Source organism: Luedemannella flava, from assembly GCF_039528515.1.
Classification (GTDB): Bacteria; Actinomycetota; Actinomycetes; order Mycobacteriales; family Micromonosporaceae; genus Luedemannella; species Luedemannella flava.
Genome location: NZ_BAAALT010000066.1, coordinates 1 through 20,849, shown reverse-complemented (window position 1 = coordinate 20,849; position 20,849 = coordinate 1). Strand labels below are relative to the sequence as shown.

Genomic DNA, 20,849 nt, shown 5'->3' with positions numbered 1-20,849 from the left:
CCGACGCCGCCGGTCGCGCCGACGACGAGGACCGTCTCGCCGGGGGCGGCCTCGACCGCGTCGAGCGCGCCGGAGGCGGCGGCGCCCGCGAGGCCGAGGGCGCCCGCCGTCGTCAGGTCGAGCCCGGCCGGCAGCTTCACGACGTCGTCCGACTCGCTCACCACGAGGTACTCGCCGAGGCCGCCGATCCGCAGCGGGGCGAGCGGGACCACGCCGAACACCTCGTCGCCGGGGGCGAACGTGGTCACCCCATCGCCCACCTCGTCGACGACGCCGGCGAAGTCGCGGCCCAGCACGACGGGGAACTGGTGCTCCAGCATGCCCCGGAACCAGCCCCGGGTGAGGGCGAGGTCGAAGCCGTTGAGGGACGAGGCGCGCACGGCCACCCGGATCTCACCCGGCCCGGCGGTGGGCGTGTCGACCTCGGTGAAGACGGGAGCGGACCCGAAGTCCGTCGTGACGACTGCGCGCATGGAGGTCCTCACATGTGTTGGTAGCTAAGGATAAGTGCGACGGCGCGTCCCCCGGATCGGTGTGACAGTAGCGTTGTCGGCGGCGCGGGGATTCCTCCGTACAGGCTGACTCCCGGAGGGAAACAGGATGATCATCTTGCTCCATACGTCCAAGACGATGCGCGAGGCGCCGCCGGCCGACGGGTGGTCGTTCGGCGGCCGGCTCGGCACGCCCGCCCTGCTGAAGCGGGCCGAGGAGCTGGTCGCGGCCGTCCGGGACATGTCCGTGGAGCAGATCGTCTCGGCCATGAAGGTGTCCGCGCCGCTCGCCGGGAAGACCGTCGGGACGTTCGCCGCCTGGACCGCCAGGGGGACGATGCCGGCCGCCGAGACGTTTCTCGGCGACATCTACAGCGGCCTGCGCGCCGCCGCGTTCTCCGCTGAGGACCGGGAGTACGCCTCGGGGCACCTGCGCATCCTGTCCGGGCTCTACGGGGTGCTGCGCCCGTTCGACGGCATCAGCCCGTACCGGTTGGAGCTCGGCTACAAGCTGCCCCACCTCGGCAGCCTGTACTCCTTCTGGGGCTCGGACGTCGCCGCGCAGCTGCCCTCGACCGGTCCGATCGTGAACCTCGCCGCCAATGAGTACAGCAAGGTGGTGTTGCCTTTTGTCGAGGCGGCGCGCGTGGTCACGCCCCGGTTCCTCACGGTGGAGCCGGTCTCCGGGGAGCCGAAGTTCGTCGCGGTGCACGCGAAGATCGCGCGCGGGGCGTTCGCCCGGTGGCTCGTCATGTCGCGGGGTGGGGCGGCGGTGAAGGACTTCGCCGAGCTGGGCTACGCGCTGGATCCGGCGCTCGGGTCCGACCGGGAGCCGTGCTTCGTGTGCACGGAGTTCGGCGGCAAGGGCCTCAGCGTCCGCTTGACTTGAGGTTGACGTTACGTCAAGTCGTAGGGTGGCTTCGTTAGCGGGAAAGGAGGGGAAAAGTGACGGAATGGTCGATCCAGGACATCGCGCGCCTGGCGGGCACGACGAGCCGGACGCTGCGCTACTACGGCGAGGTCGGCCTGCTCGAGCCCAGCCGGGTCGGGCGCAACGGCTACCGCTACTACGACCAGGACAGCCTGGTCCGGCTGCAGCGGATCCTGCTGCTGCGCGAGCTCGGCCTGGGCCTGCCCGCGATCGCCGACGTGCTGCGCGGCGGCGACCAGGACACCGTCACCGCCCTGCGGACCCACCTGGAGCTCCTCGAACAGGAGCGCCAGCGCATCGACCGGCAGATCCGGTCGGTGCGCACCACCTTGCGCAAGACGGAGAGAGGTGAACAACTCATGGCCGAGGAAGTCCTCGACGGCTTCGACCACACGCAGTACGAACAGGAGGTCACCGAGCGCTGGGGCCGCGACGCGTATGAGAAGGGCGACCGCTGGTGGCGCTCGCTCAGCGACGCCGACAAGAAGGCGTTCATGGAGCAGCAGGCCGGCATCGCCCGCGACTTCGGCGCCGCGTTCCAGGCGGGCAGGCCGGTCGACGGCGACGAGGTGCAGGACATCACGCGCCGGCAGGTCGAGTGGCTGTCCATCACGATGACGGTCACGAAGGCCTACGTGGAGAACCTGGGCGAGATGTACGTCGCCGACCCGCGCTTCCGGGCCAACTACGACGGCCCCGGCGGCGAGGGCACGGCCGAGTTCGTCCGCGACGCCATGAAGGTGTACGCGCAGCGGCACCTGAGCGACTGACGCCGGGTGGCCGGGGCTGCAGACCCGGCCACCGCGACGCGCGTCAGGACAGCGTGCAGGTCACCGATGGCGCGGCGTTCGTGCCCGTCCAGGAGGCGAGGAAGCCGAAGGTGGCCGTCCCGCCGGGCATCAGTAGGCCGTTCCACGACAGGTGCTTCGCCGTGGCCGTCGCCCCGCTCGTGGACACCGTCGCGTTCCAGGCCTGGCTGATCTGCTGGCCGTTGGCGAACGTGAGGACGGCGGTCCACGCGGACGTGGCGGCGCTGGTGCTGTTGGTGAGCGTGACCTCGCCCTGGAAACCGCCGCCCCACTGGCTGACGATCTTGTAGGACGGGCTACACCCAGCGGTCGTCGGCGCGGCGCTGCGGGTGGTGACCGGTGCCGTCGTCGCCGGCCTGGACGTTACGGCGCGGGTCGTCACCGGCGCGGTGGTACTGGGCGCGGCGCTGCGGGTCGTGACGGGCGCGCTCGTCGCCGGCCGGGTCGTCGTCGGCGTGGCGCTGCGCGTCGTGGCCGGGGCGCTCGTCGGGGTCGTGGTGCCGCCGAGGAGGGGGACGAGCGCCGGGTACCACCGGTCCGACATCTTCTGGAAGCCCGAGTCGAGCGGGTGCACGCCGTCACTCGTGTCGACGGCGGTGTCGAAGCCCGTGTACTGGTCCACCACCGTGATCGGCGACTGCGCGGTCGTGCGGCTCGCGACCCAGCCGGGGATCGCCGCGTTCAGCGCGCTGACCCCGCCCGGGCACCAGCCGCAGCCCGGCGGCGTCATCGGGATGATCTGCGCGACCAGGATCCTCATGTTCGGGTTCGCGGCGCGCATCTGGCTCAGCAGTGTGTCGAACGCCGTGATGATCTGCGCGGCGGGGATGTTGTTCCAGACGTCGTTCGTGCCCAGGTGCATGAGCACGACGTCGGGCTGGGTGGCGGCGAGCCACCCGGGCAGCTGGTTGTCGGCGACGATCCCGGTGGCCTTGAACCCGCCGTGCCCCTCGTTGTCGCCGTCCCAGGTGGCCAGGTTGCAGCCGCCGCCGGGCAGCGTGCCGACGAAGTCCACATTGGTGTAGCCGGTCTTCTGCAGCCGGTCCCAGAGCATCGCGCGCCAGCAGCCCGGCCCGCCGGTGATCGAGTCACCGAGCGGCATGACCTTGACGGGCGCGGCGGCGGACAGGGCCGGCCGCGCCACTAACAGCGCCGCGGCGGCCGTGAGGGCAGCGAGGACGGCGTACGCGATCCGCCTGCGGACCATGGCTGCTCCCTGAATGTCGATCATCGATGCGTTCAGGGGCGAACGTATGGTCTGACGTCGATTGCCGTCAAGGCGTCAACCGCCGGCGGTCGCGTGGCCTGAGAAAGTTGCCACGGCGTCTACGAAACTTTAGCTACCACCGGGGACGCTGGTTGATCGGCCAGTGGTCCCGGGCGGGCGACCGGCGCAACCGCACGGCGTGCTCGAAGCCGCGGGCGGCGAGCCGGCTCGGCCGGCACGGCCACGGCTCGCTCCCGGCGCACGTCACGCAGCACGCCGTCGAGTCGGGCCGGTGCACCACGTGCAGGGCGTACGCGATGCGCCACACGAGCGGGTCGGCGGACGCCGGCGGCTCGGCGGGCGGGTCGGCGAGATCGAGCCTGGCAGTCACCGTGGCCACCTCCGTCGGCGAGAACGGGGCGCACGGTCTGGCCGGGTGCGACGTCCGGCGCCGTGCGCCCCAGGGCTCCTGCCACCGCCGTCCGGGTGACTACCAGCGGCAGGAGAGTCTTCCTACCGTTGAGGGTGCCCGCGGACGGACGGCACCGACATCGCGTCCCGCTGCCCCGTTCCCGACATCGTTCGGCCGCGCGCGGGCCGTTACCCGGTCATTGGGCACATTGCACAGTGCGAGGTCTGGCCTGACGAAACGCCTCGACCTACCGTCAGTTCAGGTCCCACGTGAGGGGGTACGGCGATGACGGAGGAACAGCCGACCCTGCTCGCCAGGATCGTCGCGGCATCGGAGCAGACCCAGGAAGAGATCGTCGACGGCTTCGTGCGGTGCGCCCGGCAGCACGGCGAGGACGCGGCGCTGAGCCTGCGCACGCTGCGTCGCTGGATGGCCGGCGACGTGCGGACACGGCCCCGCCCGGCGCAGCGGCGGGTCGCGCGTATCTACTGGGGACGCCCCATGGACGAGCTGCTCGCGCCGCCCGCGCGTGAGGTCGTCGTGCCGCGCCCCTCGGACATCGGCCACGTCGTCGACGCGGCGCCCGCAACCATGACCATGGAGAGGCAGATGACCATGTCCGCTCGCCGCGCCGCGCGCTTCACCGCGTACGCCGAGACCCACAATGTCGGCGCGGAGGCCATCGAGCAGCTCCGCCACGACGTGGTCGGACTCGCCAACGCGTACGTGCGCGAGCCCTTGTCCACGATCATGGGGGACCTGATCGAGCTGCAGGACGTGACCTTCGGCTTCCTGGAGGGTCGGCAGAAGCCCACCCACACCCGCGACCTGTACGTCCTCGCGGGCGTCGTCACCGGCATGGTCGCCAAGGCCAGCCAGGACCTCGGCCGCTTCCACGACGCCATGACGCTGGCCCGCACCATGTACGTCTGCGCCGACAACGCCGACCACCTCGGCCTGCGCGCCTGGGCCCGCAACCTGCAGAGCCTCATCGCGTACTGGGCGGGACGCCCCCAGGAGGCGGCCCGCTACGCCCAGTCGGGCGCCGAGCTGGCCGCGCCGCTGACCGGCTCCGTCGCGGCGTGGCTCGCCTCGTCGGAGGCCCGCGCCTGGGCCCAGGTCGGCGCGGTCGACGAGGCGCGCACGGCGCTCGCCCGGGCGGCCAGCCACCGCGAGCACCACCGGGCCGACGACCTCGACGACATCGGCGGCCTGTTCGTCTTCCCGCAGGCCAAACAGCACTACTACGCGGCGGGCACGTTCGTGTACCTCGACGGCCTGCACGCCGACGCGGCCACCGAGGCGGTGCAGGCCCTCGACCTGTACGAGTCCGGCCCCGCCGAGGAGCGCGCGTTCGCCGACGAGGCGGGCGCCCGGGCCGAACTGGCGCTCGCCCGCATCCACGCCGGCCAGCTCGAGGGCGTGCGTGACGCGCTCGACCCCGTCCTCGGGTACGACCCGGAGCTGCGCATCGGCGGCATCGTCGCGAGCGTGGGTCGCGTCCACGCGGCGCTGCGCGACCGCCGGCTGCGCGAGTCCGCCGTGGCGCGCGGCCTGCGCGACGAGATCGAGTCGTTCAGCCAGCTTTCCGCCGCGGCATTGACGGCGTGATCATTCTGGTTAGAGTCACCCCCGTGTATCCGGTGCGCATCGAGGGCGGGCGAATCGTCCTGCGGGAGTTCGCCGAGCACGACCTGGACGCCTCCATGGCCGTGGTCGGCGACCCTGACGTGACCGTCCACCTCAGCTTCGACACCCGCTCGCCCGACCAGCAGGCCCTGCGCCTGGCCGCCGACATCGACCGGGCGAGATGCGAGCCCCGCCCGGACTACTACCTGGCCATCGCCGACCGCCGCACGGACGAACTGGTCGGCTTCGTGCGCATCGGGCTGGGCGGGCACCGCAGCGGCGAGCTGGGCTACGCGGTGCGCCGGGACCGCTGGCGGCAGGGGTACGCCCTCGAGGCCGCGCGACTGATGCTCGCCTTCGGGTTCGACACCCTCGGCCTGCACCGCATCCAGGCCGCCTGCGGGCCCGACAACGTCGCCTCCCGGGCACTGTTGGAGAAACTGGGCTTCTCCTACGAGGGCCGGATGCGCGACCACGTCTTCACCAACGACGCCTGGCGCGACTCCCTCCTCTACGCGAAACTGTGCCGGTGAACCCCGACCAGATCGACGGGTACGTCGTGAATGGCCTGGACGCGGACCTGGACCGCTGGGCGGCCGGTTGGCCGCGCGTGGCGGTCCCGGCCACGACGCGGCCGGTTGAGCCCTTCCTCGCCCGTTTGCCGCCGGCGGCCGCGACCGCGCTGGCGGCCTTCGACAGTCGGGTCCGCTCCGGCACGATGCCCCAGTTCGGCGACACCTACGACTGGTCCTACGGGTTCGACTTCGCCGCCAACGACTGCGAGATCCTCGACAGCGACTACGAGACCGCGCTGTCCGATGAGGACGTGTGGTCGATCGGGGCCGACGGCGGCGGCAACCTCCACGTCGTGCTCACCAACGGGCGGGTCGCCGTGTGGTTCCACGAGGAGCAGGTCATCGAGGAGCACACGCAGTTCGCGAGCCTCGACGTGTTCGTGTGGTCCGTGCTGCGACTCGAGGCGGTGCGCGCCGGCGTGCTCGACCGCGTCGGGGTCGCGGCCGACTTCCAGGCACTGGAGAAGGCCGGCGCGCTGCAGACGTCGGTCGGCGTCCTGCACTATCTGTAGTGGATCTTCCGGGTCTTGTCCGGGGCGCGATGGGTGACGTACCTGATGCGCACCGGCGCCTCCCGTGGGCACGCTGATCCCCATGCGAGCGGTTCAGTTCACCGAGTACGGCGCGCCGGCCGTGCTCCGGATGGTGACCAGGGAAAAGCCGACCCCCCGCGACGACCAGGTCCTGATCAGGATCCGGGCGACGACCGTGACGTCGGCGGAGTGCGGCATGCGCCGCGGCGAGCCGGCCTGGGGGCGACCGATCATCGGCCTGCGGCGGCCCCGGCCCCGGTACCGGACGCTGGGCAACGAGCTGGCCGGCGACATCGAGGCCGTGGGCGCGGCGGTGCGCCGTTTCCGGCCCGGCGACCAGGTGTTCGGGTTCGCGGGGTTCAACCCCGGCGCGAACGCGGACTACCTGTGCCTGCCCGAGTCGGCCTCGATTGAGATCAAGCCGGCCAACCTGAGCTACGAGGACTCCGCCGCCGCGGTCGACGGCGCCACGACCGCGTTGTACTTCCTGCGCGGGCGCGCGGACGTCCAGCCCGGGCAGCGGGTGCTCGTCATCGGCGCGGCCGGCAGCATCGGCACCTACGCGGTCCAGCTGGCGAAGCGGTTCGGCGCGCACGTCACCGGCGTGTGCAGTACGCGCAACGTCGAGCTCGTCCGGTCCCTGGGCGCGGACGAGGTGGTCGACTACACGCGGGAGGACTTCACCACCGCCGGCGCGACGTACGACGTCATCTTCGACACGGTCGGCAAGAGCTCCTTCCGACGCTGCCGGCCCGCCCTGACCCGCACGGGCCTGTACCTGCCGACGACGGGACTGGCGAACGCGTTCCTCATGGCGGCGACGTCGTTCACCCGCGGTCCCCAGGTGCGGACCGGGATGTCCGTACGCAAGAACGACGCGCTGGTGTTCATCCGCGGTCTGCTCGAGGCGGACGAACTGCGGGTCGTCGTCGACCGCCGTTATCCGCTGGAGCGCATCGCCGAGGCGCACGAGTACGTGGACACGGGCCGCAAGGTCGGCAACGTCGTGATCACGATGGACCAGGGATGACGCCCAGCGGACGGGACGCCAGAGCGCACCTCCGACATTAGGCGCAGCGCGGGCGTCGGCGGGCGGCGCATGTTTCAGACCTGCTCAGCGCGGTATTAAGGCCGGTGAGACGACCGCGGGGGGAGCCATGGGTCGCAAGCAGTTCGGATTCGTCGTGGGCTTCGGCTGCGCCGCGCTGTGGGCGGGCGCCGGGTTCCTGGTGATGGTGGCCGCCGTATTCGCCGGCCTGATCGGCCTTGCGACGGCGATGGTGCTCGCCGGCGAGGTGGACATGGGCGAGTGGGCGAGCAGATTGTCGGTCAGACACCGGTGACCGGTGACAACGGGGGGAGCGAACGGACATGACCGAGACAGCCGAGAAGAAGTCCGACCAGCAGCACAAGACCGACCAGCGGATGCCGGAGCAGCAGGCGTCCAGTACCGCGATGGAACGGGCCCGGACGGCGACCATGGCGCGCACCGGGGGCGCCTCGCTGATCACGGAAGGCGGCCGCACGCAGATCGCCGACAGCGTGGTCGCCAAGATCGCCGGCTTGGCCGCGCGGTCGATCCCGGGCGTGCAGTCCATGGGCACGGGCATGGCCCGCCGGATGGGCCAGATCAAGTCCCTGGTGCCCGGCAGCGGCGGTCCCGCGTCGACCGCGACGCAGGGGGTCGCCGTTGAGGTGGGCGAGCGCCAGGCCGCGATCGACCTGGACATCGTCACCTGGTACGGCCAGAGCATCGTCGACGTCAGCGAGGCCGTGCGCCAGGCCGTGTCGGGCCAGGTCGAGGGCATGACCGGACTGGAGGTCGTAGAGGTGAACATCACCGTGGACGACATCTACGTCGAGTCCGAGGACGACCAGCAGAGCCAGCGGGTCCAATGACCACGCGGGCGCCCATGCGCCGCGAGGACCTCGTGCGTGCGCTGGCCGAGGCGGTCGAGCAGGTGCCGGGCGTGGCCCGGCTGCATCCGGGCACGGTCGTCGAGGTGGCGACGCACTTCGCGGGCGGCAAGGTCGTCGGCGTGCGCCTCGGCGACCCGGTGGAGATCCACATCGTGGCGGACCGGGTGCCGCTGCCTCCGGTGGCGGCGGAGGTGGCCGCCGCGACCCGGCGGATTCTCGCGGCGGCGGGCGACGACCGTCAGGTCACCGTCGTCGTCGACGACGTGGTGGAGGCGGCGCTGGAGCGCCGCCGCTGAGGGGAGGCGGTCGCATGCGGACGGCGAACCGGATAGCCGCGCTGCTGCTCGGCCTCGTGCTGTTGGCGGCCGGTGTGCTCATGATCGTCGAGGTGGTCGCCGTCGCGGTCCGCGGCGAGCCGTGGCCGCTGCCCCTGCAGGGCCTGTACGACACCCTGACCACCACGACGGCGGCCGACACGTCGTTCCTCGTCGTGTCGATCGCGGTCGGCGTGGTGGGCCTGATCGTCCTGCTGTCGCAGGTGCGGCCGTGGCCCCCGCACCAGGTCGCGGTGAACGCGGCCCGCCCGGACGAGACGTGGTGGATGGCGCGCCGTTCGGTCGAGCGGCGGATGGCCGCGGCCGCCGACCGGGTCACGAGCGTGGGGGGCACGCGGGCCAGCGTCCGCGGCTCGCGCCAGAACTGGCGCGTGCGGGTGGCCGGGCGTGGTCCGACCGAGCAGCACGACGCCGTGGCCGACGCGGTCCGCCGCGAACTGGGCAGCCTCGACGCCCCGCCCGACACGGGCCTGTCCGTGCGGCTGCGGCCGGGGAGGGTCGCATGAACGCGGGCAACCGGGCGCTCTGGATCGTCATGTCGCTCCTGCTCATCGGGCTGGGCACGGTGGGCGTCCTGGCGCACTACGGCCGGCTGCCGGGCACCGACCCGGACCTGCCGCTCCTGTCGCCGAACGCCCGCGAGCGGTGGACCTCGTGGGGGACCTGGGCGATGGTCGCCACGATCGTGGCCGGGCTCGTCCTGGCGGTGCTGGGGGTGGTCCTGATGCGCGCGCAGTTACGCCGGCGCGGTCGCGCCGACATGCCGGACCTGGAGTTACGGGCGGAGCGGGCCGTCCTCGCGGCCAACGCGCCGACCTGGCCCACCAACGCGCCGATCTCGCCGACTGACCGGGCCGAGCCCCAGGCGACGGGCGACCTGGCCGCGTCCCAGCCGACGGCCGACCCCGCGGCCGGTTCGGAGCCGGGGGGCGGCGGGGCGCGGCGGGTGGCCGGGACGCTGCGGGTCGAGGCGGGCGCGTTGCGCCACGCGCTGGCCGCCGACCTGCGACACCAGCGCGGCGTGGAGCGTGCCGACGTGCGGCTCACCGGCGACGCTGACGATCCGCACCTGCGCGTGTGGCTGACCATCGACCCGAACGCCGACCTGACCCAGTTGCGCGACCGCGTCGTCGCCGTCGTCGACCGGTTCACGGTCACGGCCGGCCGCCCGGCAATGGTCGACGAGGTGACCGTACGGGTACCCAGCCGGCCGCCGGCCCGGGTGCGCTGAGGGCCCTACCAGCTCCCGCCGCCACCTCCGCCGGCGCCGCCGCCGACGAACCCGCCGCCGCCCGAGAAGCCCGACGAACCGCTGCTCGCCGGCACCGACGCGATGGTGCCCGTGGTGGCCGTGGCGAAGCTGCCGATGCTGGCGTTGAAGTGCGCCAGGTTCCAGCCGGCCAGGCCGCCGTACCAGTACAGGCCCGGGGTGCCGTCCGGGCCGGTCGTGTCCAGGTCGAGGTCGGCGAAGATGCCCGCCCACCGTTCGGCCAGCCCGAACACCATCGCGTACGGCAGGAACGTGGAGAAGATCCGCACCTTCTCCTGGAACTGCAGCTGCGCCACCTCGGCCGTGGCGATGTAGAGCCGCAGGCCCTTGACCCGCTCCAGCATGGCGCTGCCCTTGCCGGTGCGGGCCGGCAGGAACCAGGCCACCACCAGGAAGGTCACCGCCGCGACGACCAGGCCCACCCCGATGAGGCCGAGGCCCAGGAACACGCCGAGCAGGATCAGCGCCGCGATCGACAGCCCCACCGCGAGGAAGCCGAGAACCACGGCGACGGTCCGGGTGGCCTCAGGGCTGCGCCTGTACCACCCCTGGGTGACCATGTCGGCGTAGAGCGCCTCGCGGACCTGCGACAGGTGCTTGGCGAAGGTGCCCTTGAGGTCCGACAGTTTCACCGTGTCGCCCGTGCTGAACAGCGCGTCGAACAGCTCCCGCTCGTACGGGAGGAACGTCGGGTCGCCGTCGGTGAGCTTCGTCAGCTCCCAGTCCTTGTCCGCCAGCTCCGTGATGCGCAGGTGGCGGCGGACCGCGAAGTCGATGATCGTGGCGGTGACGTCGACGACGTGCGCGCGCTCGTCGAACAGCGTGCCCACCTGGCCGGGGCGGACGTTGTCCGGCGCGCCGAACTCGACGCTCACCGGCGGGGCGCCGACGAGCGGCTGGCGCTCCTCGACCGCGCCCTCGCCCGGCTCCGGGGTCAGCCCGGGCAGCAGGCCCACGTAGCGCCGGTCGCGGCCCACCCGCCAGGCCAGCAGCAGGGCGCCGGCGACACCGGCCAGCGCCAGGCCCGTGCCCACGCCGACCGTGACCGGGGTGACCCGGAAGCTGTTCGCGAACGAGCGGCGGGGCACCAGGACCGGCTCGGTCGCGGCGACCGCGCCGACCGGCAGCGCGACCACGATGGACAGGCCCTCGCCCGGTCGCTGCGGGCCCTGGGCGAAGCTGGCCGTGGTCCCGTCGATGGTCGCCCTGTCGCAGGGCAGTCGGCTGGTCGCCTCGCCCGCGTAGCAGGCGGCCCGGGTGATCTGGACGGGCGCGGTGACGGTGGCCGTGGCGCCCGCGACCGGGGCTTCCCACTCGTTGCCGACGGCGTTCCAGTACAGCTCGGTGTGGTCGGCGAAGTCGTTCAGGGCGCCTGTCACGTGGTAGCGCAGCCGGTAGGTGTGGGCGCCGCTGATCGTGTCGTCCGGGTCGCCGATCTTGATGATCTGGTAGCCGCCCTCGGACGAGCGCTCGAACTCCACGGGCCGGCCGTCCATGGTGACGTCCACGTCGCTGATCGGGTACACCCGGTTGTGCTCGTCGTCGTAGCGGAACGACGCGGGGATGCGGCGGATGATGCCGTGCCGGTCGTTGTCGCCGAAGTCGTACGTGATCGTCTCGGTGACGTCGAGCGAGGCGTCGGCGTTGATGACGATCGCCGTGGCGTACTCGTCGACCTTCTCGCCGTCGGCCGCGACGGCGGGCGACGCCAGGGCCAGCGCGGCCACCACCCCGGCGAGCAGCGCGAAGGCGAAGGCCCGACCACGTACCAGCACAGGCCCACAGTAGCGGGGCATGTCAGCCGTCGGCCTCCGCGGCGCGACGGGCCCGGGCGCGGCGTTTGCCCTCGTGCATCGCCGCGACGCGGGCGATCGGGATGGTGCGACCCTGTTCGACCAGACCGGGGTCCAGCGGCTGCGGCGCGGGCAGGCCCGCCGCCCACAGGTCGCCGGCGGCGAGCAGGTCGGGGGCGGTGCGCATAGTGAAGTCGGCGGGGGAGACGTTGTCGAGGTCGTCCCACGCGACCGGGAACGACACGGTCGTGCCGGGCCGCAGGCGCGGGCTGTAGACGGACACGACCGTCGCGCCGCCTGAACGGGTGGCGTCGAGGAACACCTTGCCGCCACGGTCCTCCCGGATGAACGCCGTGGTCGCGAGCGCGGGGTCGAGCTGCTCGGCGCGCGCCGCCACCGCCCGGGTCGCGGCCGCGACCGCCTCCACGTCGGCGCCGGTCACCGGGGCGAACACGTGCACGCCCTTGGCGCCGCTCGTCTTCACCGTCGCCGTCATGCCGACCTCGGCGAGGACCTCGCGCACGAGCCTCGCGGCGGCCACGGCCGCGGCGAACCCGCCGCCCTCGGGCGGGTCGAGGTCGAGCACCAGGTGGGTCGGGTGCGGCCAGTCGGGCGCTCTGAGCAGCGTCACGTGGTATTCCACCGCCCGCTGGTTGGCGAACCACAGCAGCGTCGGACGGTCGTTGCACAGCGCGTACGTCACGTCGTGGCCGACCGACTCCGCGAACCACGTCACGCGGGGGACGGACTCCGGGGCGTACTTCGGAAGATTCTTCTGCATGAAGGGGCGCTGGCCGCGCAGGGCCCGGATGACCGACAGGGGCCGGTCGCGCAGGTGCGGCAGCAGCACGTCGCTGACCGCGTCGAGGTAGTCGACGAGGTCACGCTTGGTCGCCTGGGCACCGTCGAACAACGGCTGGTCCAGGTTCGTCAGCCGGACCCCGTCGCGCGCCTCCTCGTCCGCCATGCCCCCACCGTACGCGCCAGGGCCGACAACCCGGGTCGGGTGCTGTGCCTGCCCACGGTGTTGACCTGATCGACCGGCCGACCCGCACCGCGAACCGCCGGTAGCACATCGGTGGAGTACCCCTTCCGACCGTCCACAAGGGCGTCGGTTATCCACAGTGTGCGGACAGGTCATGGCGGTCGCGGGCCAGCCCGCACAGGATGGCGCCATGGCCCGACCTCCGCACCGGCCGCCGACGCTGCGCGGGAAGATCTTCCACGGCCCCAGCGTGGTCGCGGCTGGCCTCCTGACCCAGACACAACTGCGCGGCAAGGCCTGGCGACGCCTGTTGCGGGGCGTCTACGCCGACGCTGAGCTGCCCGTCACCCATGAACTGCGCTGTCACGCGGTCGCGGCGCATCTGTTGCCCGAGGGTGGGGCGATCGCCGGCCGTTCTGCGGCCGCGTTGCTGCGGGTCGGTCTGGTCGGCTTCGCTGAGCCGGTCGAGATCCTGGTGCCCACCTGCGCCCGGCCCCGCATGAGTGACGTGATCGCGCATGTGTCCGCGGTCGAGGCGTCCGACCGGTGCCGCATCCAGGGCATGCCCGTGACGACGCCGCTGCGCACCTGCTGGGATCTCGCGCAGTGGTTACCCGCCGAGGAGGCTGTCGTCCTGCTCGATCGCTTCCTGCGGTCCAGCCTGGTCACGAAGGCCGAGCTCGCCTCGCTCGGGACCGCGCGCCGCGGCGGCTATGGCTCCGCGCGGTTCGCACACGTCCTGTCGCTGGTCGACGGACGGGCGGAGTCGCCGCAGGAGAGCCGGCTGCGGGTCATGATCGTGCTTAGTGGCCTTCCGGCGCCGCAGGTGCAATGGGAGGTGTACGACGCCGCCGGGTTCGTCGCGCGGGTGGACCTGGCCTACCCCGAGGTGCGCGTAGCCATCGAGTATGACGGGCTGTGGCACGCGAGCGCCGATCAACTGCACCACGACCGGCGGCGGCTCAACCGCCTGCAGGCGGCGGGGTGGCTGGTCATCCACGTGACGGCGTCCCGCCTGCGCGACTCGCCCGACGCGGTGCTCCGCGAGATCACCGGGGCACTCGCGCTCCGTCGACGGTGACGCCCCAACCATTGGCCGCTTACGTGTGGAACTCGGGGCGCCCGTTTCGCACGTAAGGCCAATAACCTCGCCAAGGGCCGCCCAGGCGGGCAGGCTGCGCGAGGTGACGCCCCAATCGTTGGCCACTTACGTGCGGAACTCGGGGCGTCAATTCCGCACGTAAGGCCAAATAACCTCGGGCGGACGCGCGGCGGCTAGCTGTCCAGGATGGTGCCGAGGGCGCAGCAGAGGGCGATCAGGAGGAACGGGACGCCGATCACGGCCAGCATGCCCAGCAGGCCCGGGTTCTTCACCGGCTGGAAGCCGATGGCGCCGTTGATGAAGTTGATGAACGGCGGGGCGTAGAAGACCTCCGGCGCGGGCGCGGTCCGGTTGTCGACCGTGATGTCGGCCTTGCCGAAGCGCCAGATCCACGGCATGTAGATGTGGATGTGGTGCACTCCCGGGAACGCCGGGATCTCGTTGCGGCCCCAGTTCAGCGACAGGGCGTGGCCGTTGATCTCGGCGTTCGGCTTGACGAACGAGCCGAGGGGCAGCTTCTTGACGTTGATGGTCAGGGCGGTCGTCGGGTTGGTCATGACCTTGGAAGGTACCAGTCGTCATCCGGTCAGCGGCGCCGACGATCTCAGGACGCGAGCTAGAATTGATCAACTTCCATGTGCTGGGAATCGCAGAGCTCTCGTACGAAATAGAACGTATGTTCGAGCAGGGGACCGAGTCGGCGAGGGGGTGGCGGCATGCGGGTGCCGCGATGGATGCGGGGTGCGGAGCTGTGGCGCGCGGGTGTGGCCGTGCGGCGCGACTGGCCGGACGGCACGCATGACCTGTTCGGGTGGCAGGCGGGTGCCGCCGACCTGGCCGCGTCGATCCGGGCCGACCGGGCGCGGTGGCGGCGGGGGCCGTTGCGGCCCACGCACTCCGTGGTCAGCCTGAGCGGGCGCGACTTCGTGCTGCACGCGGACCGGGACGGGTGCCGGGCGCCGGACTGCCCGGTTGGCGACGACGCCGGGGTGTCGGCCGCACGCCAGCACCGGGAACATAGCCGACAATAGGGGCATGAGCCTTGTCGAACGCCTCCTGGCGTGCTGGGAGGACCCGATCGGCGACCGGGTCGACCCGGAGGCGGACTTCCGCGCCGTCTACCACGACCCGGTGACCATCAACGGGGTGGCCACGCCCGTCGCGGACCTGGTGCGGCGGGCGCGGGCCATCCAGACGGCCCTCGAGGGCCGGCGCACGCGCATCGTGCACCGGATCGAGACCGGCGACGTCATCGTCCTCGGCTTCTACCTGACCGGCCGGCACGTCGGCCCGTTCCCCACGGCGCTCGGCAAGGTGCCCGCGACCGGGGTCGAGATCAGCGTCCGGGCCACGGACATCCTGACCGTCGTCGACGGGCGGGTCGCCGACATCTGGGTGATCTCCGACGACCTCGGCGTGCTCACCGAGATGGACGCCGTCCGACTCGACGTCTAGCCCTGTCCCGGTGACCGGCTCACGGGCGCGCGACCGGGCGGCTGCCGCGGCGCCGAGCCGCGTGCCGTCACGGGCGGCACGGCCACGGTCACCGGCCCCGCGCAGGTGACCGTCACGTCCTCGGCGTAGTGCCGCAGCCGCAGGCTCGCGCCGTCGTGCCCGTCCCGCAGGGAGTACGTCGTCTCGTGCGGCCGTACGTCGACCCGCAGGCGCAGCCCCCGCCACCGCAGGGAGAACTCCAGCCGGCCGATCCGGCTCGGCAGCCGGGGCGCGAACGTCAGCGACCCGCCATGGTCGCGCATGCCGCCCAGCCCGGCGACCAGCGCCAGCCAGGTGCCGGCGAGCGACGCCATGTGCACGCCGTCGCGGGTGTTCTGGTTGAGGTCGCGCAGGTCCATGAGCGCCGCCTCGCCGATGTAGTCGTGGGCGAGCTCCAGGTGGCCCACCTCGGCGGCGAGGATCGCCTGGGTGCAGGCGGACAGCGACGAGTCGCGCACGGTCCGGGCCTCGTAGTAGGCGAAGTTGCGGGCCTTCTGCTCGGCGGTGAACGCGTCCCCGCGCCAGTGCATGGCCAGCACCAGGTCGGGCTGCTTGACGACCTGGCTGCGGTACAGGTCGAAGTACGGGTAGTTGAGCAGCAGCGGGTAGCACTCGGCCGGCGTGTCCGCGAAGTCCCACTCCTGCAGCCGGGTGAACCCCTCCGACTGCTGGTGCACATTCAGTTCATGGTCGTACGGGACGGTCATGGCGGCGGCCGCGTCCCGCCACGACGCGGTCTCCTCGTCGCCGACGTTCAACAACGAGGCCACATCCGGGAACCGCGCACAGACCTCGGCCGCCGTCAGCAGGTTCCGCTGCGCCATCAGGTTGGTGTAGACGTTGTCGCGCACTACGGCCGTGTACTCGTCCGGCCCGGTCACCCCGTCGATGTGGAACCGGCCGTGCAGGTCGTGGTGGCCCAGCGAGCGCCACAGCCGGGCCGTCTCCACGAGGAGCTCGACCCCCACGGTGCGGGCGAAGTCGTCGTCCCCGGTCGCGTTGAGGTACCGCGCCGTGGCTTCCGCGATGTCCGCCCCGATGTGGAACGCGGCGGTCCCCGCCGGCCAGTAAGCCGAGCACTCCTCGCCCCGGATGGTCCGCCATGGGAACGCGGCCCCGGAAAGGCGCAGCTGCCCGGCCCGCTCGCGGGCCAGGCCCAGCGTCGCGTGCCGCCAGCGCAACGCGTGCGCCACCGTGTCCGGCTGGGTGTAGGTGAGCAGTGGCAGGACGAACATCTCGGTGTCCCAGAACGCGTGCCCGTCGTAGCCGGGCCCGGTGAGGCCCTTCGCGGCGATCGGCCGGCGCTCGGCCCGCGCCCCGGCCTGCAGCACGTGGAACAGCCCGAACCGCACCGCCTGCTGCACCTCGGGGTCGCCCTCCACGATCACGTCGGAGGCGTCCCAGAAACAGTCGAGGTAGGCGCGCTGCTCCGCGAGCAGCCCGTCCCAGCCGACGTAACGGGCGGCGGTGGCGGCCGCGACGACCTGGTCGCGCAGGGCCGGCAGCGACCGCACCGCGGACCACCCGTACGAGATGATTTTCACGACCCGCAGGCATTCGCCCGGCTGGAGTTGGCAGGCGATCGTGGTGCGGACCCAGTCCGGCTGGGTCTCGGACCCGATCTGGACGTTCTCGGCGCCACCGACGTGGTGCTCCATCGCGGCGGCCAGCCGCAGCCCGCTGGCGCGCGTGCGGTGGATGAGCACGCCGTGCCCGTCCTGCGCGAGGCGCTCCTCGGCGACCAGCGGGGCCTCGAGCACGGCCGCCACCCGGGGATCCTTCTTCGTCGGCGGCAGCTGCTCATTGGCGACCAGCTCCGACTGCACGATGAGGCGCAGCGGCGCGTCGTCGGCGGCCTCGACCTCGTAGCAGATGGCGGCGATCGCGCGCTGGGTGAACGACACGAGCCGGGTGCTGCGCACGCGCACCGCGCGACCGGCGGGCGAGCACCACTCGAAGCTCCGGGAGAGCGTGCCCGCCCGCAGGTCCAGCACCCGCTCGTGGCGGCGCAGCTCGCCGTAGCGCACGTCGAGCGGCTCGTCGTCGACGAGCAGCCGGATCGGCTTGCCGTTGGTGATGTTGACGATGGTCTGGCCGGACTCGGGGAAGCCGTAGCCGGCCTCCGCGTACGGCAGCGGCCGCTGCTCGAAGAAGGAGTTCAGGTAGGTGCCGGGCAGGCCGTGCGGCTCGCCCTCGTCGAGGTTGCCGCGCAGCCCGACGTGCCCGTTGGCGAGCGCGAAGATGGACTCCGACTGGGCCAGCAGGTTCAGGTTGAACGAGGTCTCCCGCACGTGCCACGGCTCGACCGGGAACTCGAGTTCACTGATCACGTCGCAATCCCTCCCACGGGTCGTAGTCGGACTCGAGCGGCTCCTGCTCCGGCCGCAGCTCCTGCGGCACGTGCTGCAGGTTGACCCGGATGCGGGTCCAGGTGCTGCTGCGCCCGCGCATGGCGTCGACGAGCACGTCCGGCGCCGCCAGGTGCGCCACCACGTCCGGGTGACGGGCCTTCCAGCGCTCCAGCCCCGCCATCGCGGTGTCCACGTCGGCCGCGCGCGCGATCTCGATGAGCGGCATCTTCGACTGCCGCCGCCCGGTCGGCCTGATCGCGCCGCTCCCGGCCGCGGGTGGTCCGGCCCGCGAAGGCGCTGTGGTACGGGTAGGAGCGGGCTCCTTCATCCCGGCCGCCTTCTGCGCCTTGGCCAGGGCCAGCAGTGAGGTCAGGTCACCAGGGGCCTTGTCGATGCCGGCCGCCGGGTCGCCGATCGCGGCGAACCGCTCCGGAACCGTGCGGAAGGTGAACTCGCCGGGCTCGCAGGACGGCACCTCGTCCCAGGTCAGCGGCGCGCTCACCCGCGCGTCCGGGGTGGGGCGCAGGGAGTACGCCGAGGCGGTGGTCCGGTCCTTCGCGTTCTGGTTGTAGTCGATGAACACGCCGTGCCGGTCCTCCTTCCACCACTCGGCGGTGGCGATGTCCGGCGCGCGCCGGGCCACCTCGCGGGCGAGCGCGAGCCCCGCCGTGCGCACCTGGGTGAAGGTCCACGTCCCGGCCAGGCGGGTGTAGATGTGCATGCCGCGCGAGCCGGACGTCTTCGGGAAGCCGACCAGCCCGTGGTCGGCGAGCACCTCACGCGCCACGAGCGCCACGTCGCGCACCATCGCCCACGGCACCCCGGGCACGGGGTCCAGGTCGATGCGCAGCTCGTCGGGGTGCGCCAGGTCCTCCGCGCGCACGGCGTGCGGGTGCAGGTCGACGCAGTTGAGGTTGATCACCCAGATCAGCTGGGCGACGTCGCGGACGACGATCTCGCTGGCCACGCCGCCGGACGGGTACCGGAAGTCGACCGTCTCGATCCACTCGGGCCGGGGCTCGGGGGCGCGTTTCTGGTAGAAGGGCTTGTCGTTCGTGCCCCTGACGAACCGGCGCAGGGCCATCGGCCGGCCCGCGACGCCGGCCAGCGCGCCGGGCGCGACGGCCAGGAAATACTCCACGATGTCGCGCTTGGTCAGCCCCGGCCCCGGAAAGATGACCTTGTCGGGGTGGGTCACCGTGACGTCGAGGCCGTCCAGTTCGAGCACGAGTGGCGCGTCCTTGGCCATGGCCGCACCCTACGTCCGCGCCGGCCCCGCTGTCCTGTCGACGGTGGGAGGATCCACCCACCCGTCGGTTCGGGCGTCAGCGACCCCGGCGAACGGCACGTTGACCTGCGCGTCGAGACCCGCGTCCGCGACGGGGTGCCGCCACAGACCACGCGCGCGCAGGATCGGCAGCACGCCCTCGCCGAACCAGTACGCCTCCTCCAGATGCGGGTACCCGGAGAGGATGAACTCGGTCAGTCCGAGCGCGTGGTATTCCGCGATCCGGTCGGCGACCTCCGTGTGGCTGCCCACCAACGCGGTGCCCGCGCCGCCGCGCACGAGGCCCACGCCGGCCCACAGGTTCGGCGCGATCTCCAGGTCGTCGCGGCGCCCGCCGTGCAGTTCGAGCATCCGGCGCTGGCCCTCGGACCCGCTGCGGGCCAGTCCCGCCTGGGCGGCCGCGATGTCGGCGTCACTGATGCCGTCGAGCAGCTTGCGCGCCTGCGCCCACGCCTCCTCGGCGGTGTCGCGCGTGATGACGTGCAGGCGGATGCCGTAGCGCAGCGTCCGGTCGTGGATCTCGGCCAGGCCGCCGATCCAGCTGATCTTCTTGGCCACGGCGTCCGGCGGCTCGCCCCAGGTGAGGTAGACGTCGCTGTGCCGGGCGGCGACCGGCCCGGCCGGCCCGGACGACCCGCCGAAGTAGATCGGCGGGACGGGGTCGGGCACCCGCGACAGGCGCGCGCGCTCCACCGTCAGGTGCTGGCCCAGCAGGTCCACGGTCTCGCCGCGCCACAGCGCGCGTACCACCTGGAGGAACTCGTCGGCGCGGGCGTAGCGCTCGTCCTTGCTCAGGAAGTCGCCGTACGCCCGCTGCTCGTGCGCCTCGCCGCCGGTGACGACGTTGAGCAGCAGCCGCCCCTTCGAGTGCCGCTGGAACGTGGCGGCCATCTGGGCGGCGAGCGTGGGGGAGAGCAGGCCGGGCCGGAAGGCCACCAGGAACTTCAGCCGCTCGGTGACCTCGGTGAGCATCGCGGTGGACAGCCACGCGTCCTCGCACCAGGCGCCGGTCGGGGTGAGCGCGCCGACGAAGCCGAGCTGCTCGGCGCTGCGCGCGATCTGGCCCAGGTAGGCCAGCGACGGGGGTCGGGCGCCGCCGGCGTGGCCGGTCGGCACGCCGTGCCCGCCGCCGACGACCTGGCGACTGTCGCCGTTGGTGGGCAGGAACCAGTGGAATGTCAACGACATCGCCGATGCCTTTCAGTGCCTCGTCGACGTCGTGGGTGACCAGCAGCGCGGCGAAGCCGTGCTCGGCGCGCAGCCGGCCAGGGCGCCCGTGGCGGCGACGAGGACCGGGCCGACGGCGGCGGCGATCAGTCTGCGGGTACAGGACGGGCGCATGGATATTCCTCCGAGGGCTGGCACCGGGATCATACCGATATTGTCTATCGGATTACTAGGTTTTTCCGATCCGTGGTGGATCCGGCGGGACGCGTACTGAATCTTTCGTCCTGGGCTGGGGTCGGGACGCTCCCCACGGCCGCCGTCGGGAAAATGACATTGGCGTACGTCGACGCGCGTACCGGAGGATGGGTGACAACCATCGATACCTGCGATGTCGTCCCCATCCGGAGGAGCCGATGATCCGCCCCCCTACGCCCCCTTCCGACCGTCCCGCCGTGACCGCCCGCCGCCGCCGCGCCTCGTTGGTGGCTCTGGTCGCGGCCCTGGCCGCGGCCGTCGCGGGTGCCCTCTTCCTCGGCGGCGGCACCGCCGGCGCCGGC

24 protein-coding genes are annotated in these 20,849 nt (G+C 72.3%); 15 read left to right on the top strand and 9 right to left on the bottom strand.

Annotation, left to right across the window (positions count from 1 at the left end):
• A partial coding sequence (locus tag ABD211_RS13300) for an alcohol dehydrogenase catalytic domain-containing protein (protein WP_344130177.1) occupies positions 1-473 on the bottom strand: 473 nt, incomplete at its 3' end.
• Between the two features lie 127 nt (positions 474-600).
• On the opposite strand from ABD211_RS13300, the gene ABD211_RS13295 reads away from it, so the two are divergent.
• A complete protein-coding gene (locus tag ABD211_RS13295) occupies positions 601-1,380 on the top strand; it encodes a YaaA family protein (RefSeq protein WP_344130174.1) in 780 nt (259 codons plus the stop codon).
• Between the two features lie 56 nt (positions 1,381-1,436).
• Positions 1,437-2,192, top strand: a complete 756-nt coding sequence (locus ABD211_RS13290) for a MerR family transcriptional regulator (protein WP_344130171.1) — start codon at positions 1,437-1,439, stop codon at positions 2,190-2,192.
• A gap of 43 nt (positions 2,193-2,235) precedes the next feature.
• Here ABD211_RS13290 and ABD211_RS13285 read toward each other — a convergent pair whose 3' ends face one another.
• Together ABD211_RS13285 and ABD211_RS13280 are read right to left on the bottom strand one after the other, a co-directional pair.
• Positions 2,236-3,438, bottom strand: a complete 1,203-nt coding sequence (locus ABD211_RS13285; protein WP_344130168.1) for a cellulose binding domain-containing protein — start codon at positions 3,436-3,438, stop codon at positions 2,236-2,238.
• A gap of 133 nt (positions 3,439-3,571) precedes the next feature.
• A complete protein-coding gene (locus tag ABD211_RS13280; RefSeq protein WP_344130165.1) occupies positions 3,572-3,829 on the bottom strand; it encodes a hypothetical protein in 258 nt (85 codons plus the stop codon).
• Between the two features lie 306 nt (positions 3,830-4,135).
• Here ABD211_RS13280 and ABD211_RS13275 point away from each other — a divergent pair, with 306 nt between their 5' ends.
• From ABD211_RS13275 to ABD211_RS13235, 9 genes are all read left to right on the top strand, one after another.
• Positions 4,136-5,461 carry an NsdA family TPR-like regulatory protein gene (locus ABD211_RS13275; RefSeq protein ID WP_344130162.1) on the top strand — a complete coding sequence of 442 codons (1,326 nt, stop codon included), beginning with the start codon at positions 4,136-4,138 and terminating at the stop codon, positions 5,459-5,461.
• Between the two features lie 23 nt (positions 5,462-5,484).
• Complete coding sequence (locus ABD211_RS13270) at positions 5,485-6,012, top strand: GNAT family N-acetyltransferase (protein WP_344130159.1); 528 nt, start codon at positions 5,485-5,487, stop codon at positions 6,010-6,012.
• Positions 6,009-6,566, top strand: a complete 558-nt coding sequence (locus ABD211_RS13265; RefSeq protein ID WP_344130156.1) for a hypothetical protein — start codon at positions 6,009-6,011, stop codon at positions 6,564-6,566. Before ABD211_RS13270 ends, ABD211_RS13265 begins: the two co-directional genes overlap by 4 nt.
• Before the next feature lie 82 nt (positions 6,567-6,648).
• Entirely contained in the window at positions 6,649-7,617 is a 969-nt protein-coding gene (locus ABD211_RS13260) for an NAD(P)-dependent alcohol dehydrogenase (protein WP_344130153.1), read from the top strand.
• 127 nt (positions 7,618-7,744) lie between these two features.
• Positions 7,745-7,930 (top strand): hypothetical protein, encoded by a 186-nt coding sequence (locus tag ABD211_RS13255; protein WP_344130150.1) that lies wholly within the window; start codon positions 7,745-7,747, stop codon positions 7,928-7,930.
• A gap of 28 nt (positions 7,931-7,958) precedes the next feature.
• Positions 7,959-8,486, top strand: coding sequence for an Asp23/Gls24 family envelope stress response protein (locus ABD211_RS13250; protein WP_344130147.1), 528 nt, complete (start codon positions 7,959-7,961; stop codon positions 8,484-8,486).
• Positions 8,483-8,803 carry a hypothetical protein gene (locus ABD211_RS13245; protein ID WP_344130144.1) on the top strand — a complete coding sequence of 107 codons (321 nt, stop codon included), beginning with the start codon at positions 8,483-8,485 and terminating at the stop codon, positions 8,801-8,803. Before ABD211_RS13250 ends, ABD211_RS13245 begins: the two co-directional genes overlap by 4 nt.
• A 14-nt stretch (positions 8,804-8,817) precedes the next feature.
• The gene (locus ABD211_RS13240) at positions 8,818-9,348 is read left to right on the top strand and encodes a DUF6286 domain-containing protein (protein ID WP_344130141.1); all 531 of its coding nucleotides are present in this window, start codon (positions 8,818-8,820) and stop codon (positions 9,346-9,348) included.
• Complete coding sequence (locus tag ABD211_RS13235; protein ID WP_344130138.1) at positions 9,345-10,073, top strand: hypothetical protein; 729 nt, start codon at positions 9,345-9,347, stop codon at positions 10,071-10,073. Before ABD211_RS13240 ends, ABD211_RS13235 begins: the two co-directional genes overlap by 4 nt.
• Positions 10,074-10,078: 5 nt before the next feature.
• Here ABD211_RS13235 and ABD211_RS13230 read toward each other — a convergent pair whose 3' ends face one another.
• Positions 10,079-11,887: a DUF2207 domain-containing protein gene (locus ABD211_RS13230; RefSeq protein WP_344130134.1), complete on the bottom strand. Its 1,809-nt coding sequence runs from the start codon at positions 11,885-11,887 to the stop codon at positions 10,079-10,081.
• A 22-nt stretch (positions 11,888-11,909) separates the two neighbouring features.
• Positions 11,910-12,872, bottom strand: a complete 963-nt coding sequence (locus ABD211_RS13225; RefSeq protein WP_344130131.1) for a DNA polymerase domain-containing protein — start codon at positions 12,870-12,872, stop codon at positions 11,910-11,912.
• A gap of 208 nt (positions 12,873-13,080) precedes the next feature.
• Here ABD211_RS13225 and ABD211_RS13220 point away from each other — a divergent pair, with 208 nt between their 5' ends.
• Complete coding sequence (locus ABD211_RS13220; protein ID WP_344130128.1) at positions 13,081-13,971, top strand: endonuclease domain-containing protein; 891 nt, start codon at positions 13,081-13,083, stop codon at positions 13,969-13,971.
• Positions 13,972-14,165: 194 nt separating this feature from the next.
• On the opposite strand, the gene ABD211_RS13215 is transcribed toward ABD211_RS13220, so the two are convergent.
• Positions 14,166-14,549, bottom strand: a complete 384-nt coding sequence (locus ABD211_RS13215; protein WP_344130125.1) for a hypothetical protein — start codon at positions 14,547-14,549, stop codon at positions 14,166-14,168.
• Between the two features lie 159 nt (positions 14,550-14,708).
• Between ABD211_RS13215 and ABD211_RS13210 the strand changes: the two genes are divergently transcribed.
• Both ABD211_RS13210 and ABD211_RS13205 read left to right on the top strand, forming a co-directional pair.
• Positions 14,709-15,023: a hypothetical protein gene (locus tag ABD211_RS13210; RefSeq protein WP_344130123.1), complete on the top strand. Its 315-nt coding sequence runs from the start codon at positions 14,709-14,711 to the stop codon at positions 15,021-15,023.
• Between the two features lie 4 nt (positions 15,024-15,027).
• Entirely contained in the window at positions 15,028-15,447 is a 420-nt protein-coding gene (locus tag ABD211_RS13205) for an ester cyclase (RefSeq protein ID WP_344130120.1), read from the top strand.
• On the opposite strand, the gene ABD211_RS13200 is transcribed toward ABD211_RS13205, so the two are convergent.
• From ABD211_RS13200 to ABD211_RS13190, 3 genes are read right to left on the bottom strand one after another with little or no spacing between them, the layout of a single operon-like run.
• Complete coding sequence (locus ABD211_RS13200; protein ID WP_344130117.1) at positions 15,444-17,816, bottom strand: glycoside hydrolase family 65 protein; 2,373 nt, start codon at positions 17,814-17,816, stop codon at positions 15,444-15,446. The genes ABD211_RS13205 and ABD211_RS13200 overlap by 4 nt on opposite strands.
• Entirely contained in the window at positions 17,806-19,086 is a 1,281-nt protein-coding gene (locus ABD211_RS13195; RefSeq protein ID WP_344130114.1) for a DNA polymerase domain-containing protein, read from the bottom strand. The genes ABD211_RS13200 and ABD211_RS13195 overlap by 11 nt, the downstream gene beginning before the upstream one ends.
• 9 nt (positions 19,087-19,095) lie before the next feature.
• A complete protein-coding gene (locus ABD211_RS13190) occupies positions 19,096-20,313 on the bottom strand; it encodes an LLM class flavin-dependent oxidoreductase (RefSeq protein WP_344130111.1) in 1,218 nt (405 codons plus the stop codon).
• Here ABD211_RS13190 and ABD211_RS13185 point away from each other — a divergent pair.
• Entirely contained in the window at positions 20,282-20,566 is a 285-nt protein-coding gene (locus ABD211_RS13185) for a hypothetical protein (protein ID WP_344130108.1), read from the top strand. The two genes, ABD211_RS13190 and ABD211_RS13185, sit on opposite strands and share 32 nt — an antisense overlap.
• Positions 20,567-20,849 lie beyond the last annotated feature (283 nt).

Excerpts from the sequence above, each read along its gene's own strand:
- ABD211_RS13295 (WP_344130174.1), top strand. The coding sequence starts at position 601 with ATGATCATCTTGCTCCATACGTCCAAGACGATGCGCGAGGCGCCGCCG.
- ABD211_RS13285 (WP_344130168.1), bottom strand. The coding sequence starts at position 3,438 with ATGGTCCGCAGGCGGATCGCGTACGCCGTCCTCGCTGCCCTCACGGCC.
- ABD211_RS13275 (WP_344130162.1), top strand. The coding sequence starts at position 4,136 with ATGACGGAGGAACAGCCGACCCTGCTCGCCAGGATCGTCGCGGCATCG.
- ABD211_RS13260 (WP_344130153.1), top strand. The coding sequence starts at position 6,649 with ATGCGAGCGGTTCAGTTCACCGAGTACGGCGCGCCGGCCGTGCTCCGG.
- ABD211_RS13255 (WP_344130150.1), top strand. The coding sequence starts at position 7,745 with ATGGGTCGCAAGCAGTTCGGATTCGTCGTGGGCTTCGGCTGCGCCGCG.
- ABD211_RS13250 (WP_344130147.1), top strand. The coding sequence starts at position 7,959 with ATGACCGAGACAGCCGAGAAGAAGTCCGACCAGCAGCACAAGACCGAC.
- ABD211_RS13245 (WP_344130144.1), top strand. The coding sequence starts at position 8,483 with ATGACCACGCGGGCGCCCATGCGCCGCGAGGACCTCGTGCGTGCGCTG.
- ABD211_RS13240 (WP_344130141.1), top strand. The coding sequence starts at position 8,818 with ATGCGGACGGCGAACCGGATAGCCGCGCTGCTGCTCGGCCTCGTGCTG.
- ABD211_RS13235 (WP_344130138.1), top strand. The coding sequence starts at position 9,345 with ATGAACGCGGGCAACCGGGCGCTCTGGATCGTCATGTCGCTCCTGCTC.
- ABD211_RS13225 (WP_344130131.1), bottom strand. The coding sequence starts at position 12,872 with ATGGCGGACGAGGAGGCGCGCGACGGGGTCCGGCTGACGAACCTGGAC.
- ABD211_RS13220 (WP_344130128.1), top strand. The coding sequence starts at position 13,081 with ATGGCCCGACCTCCGCACCGGCCGCCGACGCTGCGCGGGAAGATCTTC.
- ABD211_RS13215 (WP_344130125.1), bottom strand. The coding sequence starts at position 14,549 with ATGACCAACCCGACGACCGCCCTGACCATCAACGTCAAGAAGCTGCCC.
- ABD211_RS13210 (WP_344130123.1), top strand. The coding sequence starts at position 14,709 with ATGCGGGTGCCGCGATGGATGCGGGGTGCGGAGCTGTGGCGCGCGGGT.
- ABD211_RS13205 (WP_344130120.1), top strand. The coding sequence starts at position 15,028 with ATGAGCCTTGTCGAACGCCTCCTGGCGTGCTGGGAGGACCCGATCGGC.
- ABD211_RS13195 (WP_344130114.1), bottom strand. The coding sequence starts at position 19,086 with ATGGCCAAGGACGCGCCACTCGTGCTCGAACTGGACGGCCTCGACGTC.
- ABD211_RS13190 (WP_344130111.1), bottom strand. The coding sequence starts at position 20,313 with ATGTCGTTGACATTCCACTGGTTCCTGCCCACCAACGGCGACAGTCGC.